This window comes from Mycobacterium sp. SMC-19 (assembly GCF_045310815.1).
Taxonomy (GTDB): Bacteria; Actinomycetota; Actinomycetes; order Mycobacteriales; family Mycobacteriaceae; genus Mycobacterium.
Genome location: NZ_JBJIAM010000020.1, coordinates 21,910 through 29,587, shown reverse-complemented (window position 1 = coordinate 29,587; position 7,678 = coordinate 21,910). Strand labels below are relative to the sequence as shown.

Genomic DNA, 7,678 nt, shown 5'->3' with positions numbered 1-7,678 from the left:
CCCGACTCATCGACCATCACCGCAGGTGTCACCCATGTCCCGACTCACCTGTCACCTATGTCATGAACTCACACACCTCCGCCACCGCCATCCAAGCCCGGCGCATCCCTTCCTAGGGGTTTCCCCCGGCCTCAGCTCCCGGACAACCGACTCAGCAAAGAACCGGTCCATCGTCCGGTCGGCTGCGCCTCCGTCGGGTGCCTCCGAGTCTCAACTGCCGGTTAAGAATTCGTCTGTCGCGCGCCGTGTTGCTCCCGATCAACCGGTTGAACAGCTCCTGGGATGCCGGTGCGGTAATCGCTCGCGGAGAATCGGTTTCGGCAAGAGCGGCGCCCCACGGGCGATGGTCAGGGCGCGGGCTGGCGGCGATGCGCCGCCCCAATCACTCAGCATGACGTGAAACCCCGCGGGCCCGGTAACCGCCCGCAACACTCGACCTTATGTTGTCAGTATGCATTCAGATGAGAAACCCGCCGTCGCCCGCTGAGCTTCTCTAGTGCAACTAAAAGCCTCTAGAATAAAACGGATTTCCGAGCCGACACTGCAGTCATGTCACCGTGGTGCGGGGCCGATGCTGAGGATATCGCCGGTTTGCATCCAATTAGCGGTGGCGTTTGTCGCGCCTGCGGCGGGCGTGTGTCCACTGGTGGGCGAACTAGCTATCGCAATGATGTTGACGCGCTATGGCAACGCCTGGCTAACATGACGGCATGCAACGTCCGTCTCGTCGACGTACCCCCAGTGATCTGCCCGGATTGGACATCGCCGAGCAGAAGTCGTGGCAAAACTTCCTGCACGCTGCGTTGCGCTTTCACACCACGATGGATCGCTGGCTGACCGAAGCGCACCAACTCTCGGTCATCGACTTGCGGGTGCTAGACATCCTGGACAAGTCCGAGGACGGTGCGGCGCGGATGGGCGACCTGGCCGACGCACTGGGCGCGAACCCGCACCACATGACCAAGCGAATCCGGCGACTCGAAGAGCGGGGTTTCGTTCGGCGCGAACAGAATTCCGATGACCGGCGTGGTGTGGTCGCTCGGATCACCGACGACGGCCGGCGGGTGGCCGGTCATGCCAGTCTCAACTACGCCCAAGGGGTCAAGACCCATCTCATCGGCACCCTGTCGCGGCGCCAACTCGCCACTCTCGAGGAGAATTGCCGACGGATCAACTCCGGACTGAAGCAGGTCGACTCGGCGCTCTATGTCTCCCGAGAAGCTCACGGGGAGTCTGCGACCAAGCTACCGCTCTGATCTGGCGTCAACGATGCAGCGCCCCAGGGTTTGCTCATGCGCGGTTTCTCGCTCGCTGTGAAGTCGCTGGGATATGCATTACGGCCGTTCGGTGCCACAGTTCTCAGCCAATGCTCGTTGGGCACGGACATCGCATGTGTACAGCAGTTACCGGCGCGATGCGGTACTTGGCGGCTACCTCAGACCGCTGCTAGAACACGTTCTGATTACTACCCGCGAGTTAGTTGCCGGTTGAATCAATCGCCCGGATTTACATATTTGCTGGCACTGCCCTAAAAGGGCCTGTGAGAAGCCTGGATGCGTCACCCGCGGGCGTTGCGGGCTGGCGGCGAGCATCACTGATGTATGCAGCAGGATGCAAACTGCCCCGTTTTTCGTGGTCATTGTGGGAAGTGTTTCGGTACCGTCGCCCGCCGTGGAGGACACAGGGGGTCAGGTGCCGGCGATGCGGCTGCCGGGGCTCGAGGACATCGAACAGAATTCCTGGCAGGTTTTCGTCGAGTCATCGACGGGTCTGTTGACCGCGCTGAACCGAAGCCTGTTGGGCCGCCACCGGCTTGACCTGTCCGAGCTTCGCCTGCTGGATCTGCTCGCCAAGTCCGAGACCGGTTCTGTCCGAATGAGCGAACTGGCCGCAGCGCTCATGCTGCTCCGCAGTCGAGTCACCTGGCTGACTAGGCGTCTGGAAAGCCGCGGCTTGGTCCGCCGGATCCCGATCCCCGGTGATGGGCGGGGCGTGCGCGCCGAGCTCACCCCGGAGGGGCGCAAGAGGTTGGGGGAGGCCCGCAAGACCTATGCCGAACAGATCCGCCGCCTCTATGTGAACCAGATGTCCCGCCAGCAGATGCTTGCTCTGGGTGCCAGTTGCCATCAGATCAGCGCCTCACTGGAAGCTGCAGACCTTCCGAAAAAGTCGACGCTCGATTGAATCGCTAGCCTCTCGCCCAGCCTGTCGGCATCAAGTTGCCGAATCAAGCACCGGTCGCCACGTCACGTAGCTAACATCGCCCGATGGGGCACCTGCGGGCTCTTGAGCGGCCAGTGTGGGAATTGCCGGTGCTCGACGCCGCCGAAAGCGCGTGCGTGCACCAGTTCGTGGACACTTCCGAACGCCTGTTTGCCGCGTTGAACGACAGCCTCGTCCACGCCCACGGATTGACCCTCTTCGAGGTCCTGGTGCTGGACCGGCTGGCCAGTTCGGAGACCGGTTCGGCCCGAATGCGGGACCTGGCCAAGGCTTTCGCGCTGGCGCCCAGCCGGGTGACGTCACTGATCGATCACCTGGAGGCTCAGGCTCTAGTCGGTAGGCGGCCGCATCCCGACGACCGCCGAGCGGTGCTTGCCCACATCACCGCTGAGGGCAGAAAACGGTTCGCGTCTGCGGTGGTGACCTACGCGCGCGGGATCCGCGCGTTCTACCTCGATCAGCTGTCGCATCAACAGGCGATCGCCCTGGGTGACGTATGTCGGCGGACCGGGCTGCCGTAGCAGAACTGGGCGCAGGTCGGAGCGCGATAACCGGGGTCGGACCAGCCCGGATATGGCCTACAAAAATTCTCAGGTAACGCGGCGCTTGGCAGGAGATTCGGACGCCCCGAGCATGACGCTTCACGCCAGATAGACGCTCGCTACCAGCATCAACAGCCAGATGCCACATGTTAGCTAAAGTTCGCCTAATAGGGATCCGTGCTGTAGCGAAAATACTTGACACCTGTTTCTACAAAGCGCTCTTGAACTTTACCGCCGTATCGTCACTATGCAGGTCAACGGCTATTACGCGCCGCCGAGGCGCGGAATTGGTGCGAATGAACGTGTTTCAATTCTTACCGGTCGGTAATTTCCAGTTGAACCATTTAACCGCCGTCAAAAGTTTGCTGAAGGTACATGTTGACGCGTGTACCTGGGATTCTGTCGACCGATCAGATTGCCGACGACGTCTGGGGCGTCCCCCTTTGCGGCCGGCCCTTTACTGACTGCTGTTTTTCAGGTCGCCCTCAGTTACGTTCCGTGTGCTGAGTCACATGACCTGAAGGAGCTCCTCTTGCACGCCATACTTCGCCCCTACGCAACGGCCGGGGTCGTCATCGCCGGGTCCGGCCTGATCGCCGCCACGCCGGTGGTGGCGCCGGCGCCCGCGATCGCCTCGGCCACCGAGGTTGCGCTGACCGCCGGTCTCTCGGACCCGTGGCAGGACGTGCTCAACGAAGCGTCCTCCAACGCCTCGACGCTGCTGAACAACTACATGCTGGCGCCCGGGGTGGCCTGGCAGCAGCTGTTCGCCAACTCGATGGACTACATCCAGCAGTTCCTGGATGACCCGAGCGCCACCACGCTCGCCGAAATCAACACGGCGATCCAGGGACATTTGGCGGCGGTGCGGGGCGGCTGGGCGGTACAGGACATGTTGGCCACCGACAAGGGGCTCGTCACTCAGCACACCCTTGACGGGGCGGGCCTGACTGGGCACGCCTTCCTGTACAACCAGTTGCCAAGCTTCTTGCCGCCCGACGTCGACTCCGATGCGGTGATACCGATCGTCGACTTCCTGACCTCACCGCTGAGTGCCATCATCATCGGTTCACTGGGGCCTGGCATCAGCCCGTGGGTCGCCATGCTGAACAGCATCAACGACGGCGACAGCCTGAACGAGATCATCGCCAACATGTGGGGTGGCTTCCTCAACGGCGCCACGCTGGACCTCGACTCCCTGCTGCCCGCGATCAACGACGCCGGATTCCTCCCGATCGGTATGAGCCTGGACCACTTGGAGTTCGCCTTCGGTGGTCTGCTCACCCCCGGCTCGGTGTCGGTCGGGCCGTACCAGGTGCTGGGTACCGGCGGCGCAGTGGAGGCAGAGGTACCGGCAGTCGGCGGCTCGATCTTCAACGGCATCGGGATACAGATGGTCGGCGTCCCGCTGCTCAACCAAATCGCCATGGACGGCCAGGGGATCGGCCCGATCGCGGCGTGGCAGGCCTGGGGTCAGATCGTCGGATCCCTGCTGGGCTCGGGTTGGAGTGGCAAGGGCGCTGTCGTCGTGACGCCGCCCATGGTCGGTGTCGAACTGCCAGTCCTCCCCGACGCAGTGTTCGACGACGGCGGCATGGGTGCTGAGTCCACCGACTTCTTCGCCGGAATCGAGAGCCTGTTCGACGGGATCTTCGGCTGATCCGCAATCGCAAACCTCAACTACCCCAAAGATTTACATCTGATGAAAGGTGTTCCTCAATGAGTCGTCGCCACAGCAGTAACCGGCGCCGCGGCCAGCAGCAGACTGGCCAGTCGCGTCGCAAGCGTGTGATCGGTGCCAGTAGTGCAGCCACTGCGTTCTTGGCGTTCGGAATGACGCCGCTGACCGGCTTGCCCCCAGCGCAGGCCGACGATGGCCTGGACTGGCTGATGGACCTGTTCGACCCCGCAGCGTCAGCGATCGACGCCGCAGACCCCGCTGCCGGCGGCCTCTTCGACATGTCCACGATCATCGACCAGTGGCTCTACCAGCCACTGCACTTCGGTGTGGAGGCCTGGATCAACAGTGACCTGGGCGAGTTCGTCAATGGCTGGATCAACCAATCCTCCGGACTGTTCCTAATCGGCGACGGTGCCGATGGGACCGCGCTCAACCCCGACGGTGGTGACGCCGGGCTGTGGTTCGGCGACGGCGGCGACGGTTGGGACAGCGACGCGGCCGGTGTAGCCGGCGGCGACGGCGGTGCGGCTGGCTGGTTCGGCAACGGCGGAGCAGGCGGTGACGGGTTCGAGAGCAGCGCCGCCGGGGACGGCGGCTTCGGCGGCTCCTTCATGGGTATTGGCGGCAACGGCGGCAACGGCGGTGACGGCGTCGGACTCGGTGCGTTCGGTGGTGCCGGCGGTGCCGGCGGCGACGCGGTGGGCTGGCTCTTCGGCAACGGCGGCAACGGCGGCAGCGGCGGTAAGGGTTCCGACGGTGGTGCGGGCACCTACGCCAACGCCGGCACCGGCAACGGCGAAAATGGTGGCTACGGCGGCGGCGGCGGTGCCGGCGGCCGCAGCGGCTACTACTTCGGCAACGGCGGCGAGGGCGGTGACGGTGGTGTCGCCGGTAACGGCGGAGCCGGGGCAAACGGCGTCAGTGACGGCACCGCAGCCCACCTGAACGGCGGCGTGGGTGGCAACGGTGGAACAAGCGGCAGCGGTGGGGCCGGCGGGGTGAAGTTCAACGGTGACCGCGGACAGGCCGGAGAGACCGGGAACGGCTTCGACGGCGGCAACGCCGGGAACGGTGGCGAGGGCTACAAGGATCCGGTCAGCGGCGACTATCTCGGCAAGGGCGGCAACGGCGGCACCGGCGGCATGGGCGGCAACGGGAACGTCGGCGGTGACGGCGGCACGTCTGGCAACGGCGGCGACGGAACGACCGGCGGCAACGGCGGCATCGGTGGATCCGGTGGCGCATCGCAGGGCACCAATACCGGCGGCGCCGGTACCGCCGGTGGCGAAGGCGGTTTCGGGACCAGCAAGGGCGGCAACGGCGGCGCCGGTGGTGCCGGCGGCAACGCAACCGACGGCAACGGTGGTGCCGGCGGCGCCGGCGGTAACGCTGGTGACGCAGCCACCGATGACGGCACCGTCCAAACCACCGGGGGCAACGGTGGACTCGGCGGCCGCGGCGGTGCGACCGACACCGCCGTGGGTGGTCAGGGCGCCGACGGCGGTAAGGCCGGCACCGGAACCTACGTCGGCGGCAACGGCGGCATCGGTGGCGCTGGCGGCGGCGTGACTGCCGGTAACGCGGGCACTGCTGGTAACGGCGGCGATGGCGCCGATGGCGCGAAGAGCACCGGGTGGACGTCGGGCAGCGGGACCATCTTCAGCAAGGGCGGTAACGGCGGCAACGGCGGTGCCGGCGGTGCAGGCGCTTCGGGCACCGGCGGTGCCGGTGGTGACGGCGGTGCTGGCGCCGCCGGCGCGACCGGTGCCAATGTGGCCAGCACCGGCGGTAACGGCGGTAACGGTGGAGCCGGTGGAGCTGCTGCGGCCGCACTGACCGGAGGTGGAGGGCACGCCGGTGACTCTGGTGACGGTGGTGCCGGTGGTGACGGCACCGCGTCCGGCGGTAACGGTGGTGCCGGTGGTGCCGGCGCAGCCGGCCTGCTGTCCGGTGGTGACGGCGGTAACGGTGGGGCAGGCGGTAACAGCGGCGGCGTGTCGGCCGTCGGAAACCCGTTCGGCGCCAGCCACGCAGGTACCGGCGGTGCCGGTGGTGCGGGCGGTGTCAGCGCTGTCGCTAACAACGGTTCTGGTGAGCCGGGGCCCGGCGGTAACGGCGGCAACGGCGGCAACGGCGGCAACGGTGCCGGTGCGGTCAATGGCGGCAACGCGGGTGTCGGCGGTAACGGTGGCGTCGGCCTCACCGGCGGCAACGCGGGTAACGGCGGAACTGGCGGCGCGGCGACGGGCACGGGGAACGGCGGGACCGGTGGTAACGCCGGTACCGGCGGTGCCGGTGCCGTTGGGCACGCCGGGATCAAGCATCCGGGCGGTGAAGGCGGCGACGCGTGGAGCGGCGGGACCGGTGGTAACGGCGGAAGCGGTGGTTCTGGCGGGACCGCGGTCACTGGCAACGGCGGCAAGGGCGGCAATGCCGGCAATGGTGGCGCCGGCGGTGCCGGTGGTGCCGGCGGGCTCGGCGGTGTCGACGAGAACGGCAACGGCTATGACGGCGGTAAGGGCGGCACCGGTGGGGCCGGCGGCCTCGCCAGTGGCACCGCGGGCGCCGGTGGCGTGAGCACCAGTGGAACCAATGGCACCGCGGGTAATGCCGGAACCGACGGCAACGGTGGCGCCGGTGGTGCCGGCGGCAAGGGCGGTGCCGGGACGGCTGGAACGGCCGGAAGCAGCCCCGCCAATGGGGCCGGTGGCAATGGCACCGCCGGCGGCAAGGCCGGCAACGGTGGTGAAGGCGGCACCGGCGGCACCTCGCAAGGCGGCACCGGCGGAGCCGGTGGGGTCGGCGGTGCGGGTGGCGCGGGCGGCGTCGGCGGAGCCGGTGGCAACGGAGGCACCGACGCCCAAGGCAATGGTCTGGCCGGCGGCGACGGTGGCAAGGGCGGTGCCAGCGGTAACGGTGGCAAGGGTGGTGTCGGCGGGACCAGCGTCAGCGGCGACGACGGCAACGGCGGCAACGGTGGCGCTGGTGCGAACGGCGGGACGGGCGGAAATGCCGGCAACGGCGGTGTCCCAACCGGCAGCGGGACGGGCGGCGCGGCCGGCGACCCAGGCACTGGCGGTAGCGGTGGCACCGGTGGTCCGGGCGGCCCAGGTGGGAACCCCGGCGCAGACGGCAACACCGGCGCAGACGGTCAGCCCGGTAACCCCGGCTAACGCCGACAGATCGCGTATCGCGGCCGTCGGGTCCCTCACCGGACTCGGCGGCCGCGGTC

The 7,678-nt window shown here is 67.0% G+C and carries 5 protein-coding genes; all 5 read left to right on the top strand.

Annotated features, from left to right (window positions below; all coding sequences use genetic code 11):
* Positions 1 to 710: 710 nt before the first annotated feature.
* The 5 genes from ACJH5R_RS22735 (at position 711) to ACJH5R_RS22715 (ending at position 7,619) form a co-directional block, all read left to right on the top strand.
* Complete coding sequence (locus ACJH5R_RS22735; RefSeq protein WP_406756755.1) at positions 711 to 1,256, top strand: MarR family winged helix-turn-helix transcriptional regulator; 546 nt, start codon at positions 711 to 713, stop codon at positions 1,254 to 1,256.
* A 445-nt stretch (positions 1,257 to 1,701) separates the two neighbouring features.
* The gene (locus ACJH5R_RS22730) at positions 1,702 to 2,184 is read left to right on the top strand and encodes a MarR family winged helix-turn-helix transcriptional regulator (protein ID WP_406756914.1); all 483 of its coding nucleotides are present in this window, start codon (positions 1,702 to 1,704) and stop codon (positions 2,182 to 2,184) included.
* A gap of 83 nt (positions 2,185 to 2,267) precedes the next feature.
* Positions 2,268 to 2,744, top strand: a complete 477-nt coding sequence (locus ACJH5R_RS22725; protein WP_406756756.1) for a MarR family winged helix-turn-helix transcriptional regulator — start codon at positions 2,268 to 2,270, stop codon at positions 2,742 to 2,744.
* Positions 2,745 to 3,297: 553 nt separating this feature from the next.
* A complete protein-coding gene (gene gjpA / locus ACJH5R_RS22720) occupies positions 3,298 to 4,425 on the top strand; it encodes an outer membrane porin GjpA (protein ID WP_406756757.1) in 1,128 nt (375 codons plus the stop codon).
* Positions 4,426 to 4,484: 59 nt separating this feature from the next.
* Complete coding sequence (locus ACJH5R_RS22715) at positions 4,485 to 7,619, top strand: PGRS repeat-containing protein (RefSeq protein WP_406756758.1); 3,135 nt, start codon at positions 4,485 to 4,487, stop codon at positions 7,617 to 7,619.
* The last annotated feature ends 59 nt before the right edge of the window (positions 7,620 to 7,678 follow it).